This window comes from Indibacter alkaliphilus LW1, assembly GCF_000295935.2.
In the GTDB taxonomy this organism is placed as follows: domain Bacteria; phylum Bacteroidota; class Bacteroidia; order Cytophagales; family Cyclobacteriaceae; genus Indibacter; species Indibacter alkaliphilus.
This window is the reverse complement of record NZ_ALWO02000043.1, coordinates 1-1,316: the sequence shown is the minus strand read 5'-3', so window position 1 is coordinate 1,316 and position 1,316 is coordinate 1. Positions and strand designations below refer to the sequence as shown.

Annotated in this window: 1 protein-coding gene; it reads right to left on the bottom strand. The window is 37.5% G+C overall.

From position 1 onward, the window contains the following. Positions 1-30: 30 nt before the first annotated feature. A protein-coding gene (locus A33Q_RS15685) for an IS3 family transposase (protein WP_152527422.1) occupies positions 31-1,208 on the bottom strand; the annotation gives its coding sequence in 2 pieces (ribosomal slippage) (positions 31-938 and positions 938-1,208; 1,179 coding nt in all). Between the last annotated feature and the right edge of the window lie 108 nt (positions 1,209-1,316).

Genomic DNA, 1,316 nt, shown 5'->3' with positions numbered 1-1,316 from the left:
TGGATTTGCAACAAAAAACTGGACAANATATTAAGCTGCTATTTTTTGATTTAAGTTTTCAAACTGTTCAGGAGTCATATACTTCAAATAAGAATGTTTCCTTTTTTTGTTGTACCAAATTTCTATAAATTCAAATATTGCAACCTTTGCCTCGGGTATTGTTTTAAATAATGAATGATATATCATTTCAGATTTGATTATTTTAAAGAAGTTCTCAGCCACAGCATTGTCCCAGCAGTTTCCTTTTCTGCTCATACTCTGGATGATGTTGTAACGGCTTAAATGAGCTCTGAATTGATTACATGCATATTGGACGCCTCTGTCAGAATGAAAGATCAGTTCAAATGGATTGACAGGTCTATTTTTTATTGCCATTTTAAATGCCGCTATTACAGTTGAATCTGCATCCATACCATGGCTCATAGACCATCCTATTATCTTTCTATCGTAGAGATCCATGATAATAGTCAGATATAACCAACCCTGTAAAGTCCTGACATAAGTGATGTCTGACACCCATTTCTGTCCTTTCCTTTCCGCTGTAAAATCCCTTTCCAGAAGATTTGGGGATATGCTGAATGAATGATCTGAATCAGTTGTTACAACCTTGAATTTCTTGGAAATTANACTCCTTATCCCCATTTTCTTCATAATTCTGGCTACTCTGGGACGTGATACAAAGATTCCCCTATCCCTGAGATCTATTGTAAGTTTTGGACTGCCTGAACGACCCTTGCTCAGTTCGTACAAGGATTTTATCTCTTCTTTAAGGACTTGATTTTCCATGGCTCTTTTGGAAGGCTTACGGTTTAACCATTCATAATAACCACTTCTACTGACTCCTAAAACATGGCACATCTTCTCAACAGCAAATTGGTTCTGATTGTCATTTATGAACCTGAATATTTGTTGTCGCTCCTGGAGAAGATGCTTACTGCCTTTTTTAGGATATCACGTTCAATCTGTGTGTCTTTCAAGGCTTTCTTAAGGTCTGAGATCTCTCTCTGCTCTGGGGTAAGAACTGGATTCCCGTTACCTGAAAAGCTGGACTGCCCGCTTACAGAAAATTCTCTGCTCCAACGTCTGACAAGATCAGAACCAATACCAAGTTCCTCGCTAATTTCAGTTGATGTCTTTCCATTACGGTATAATTCAACAACCATTAACTTGAAGGATTTATCGAATGACCTTCTTTTTTTCTTTTCCATATCTACTAAGTTAATCGAGCTTAACTTAATGTCCAATCAAATGTAGCAGATCCAANACGTCCCAAGCTGCTTCCGGTTGTATTTGGATCTGCTACATTTGATTGGACA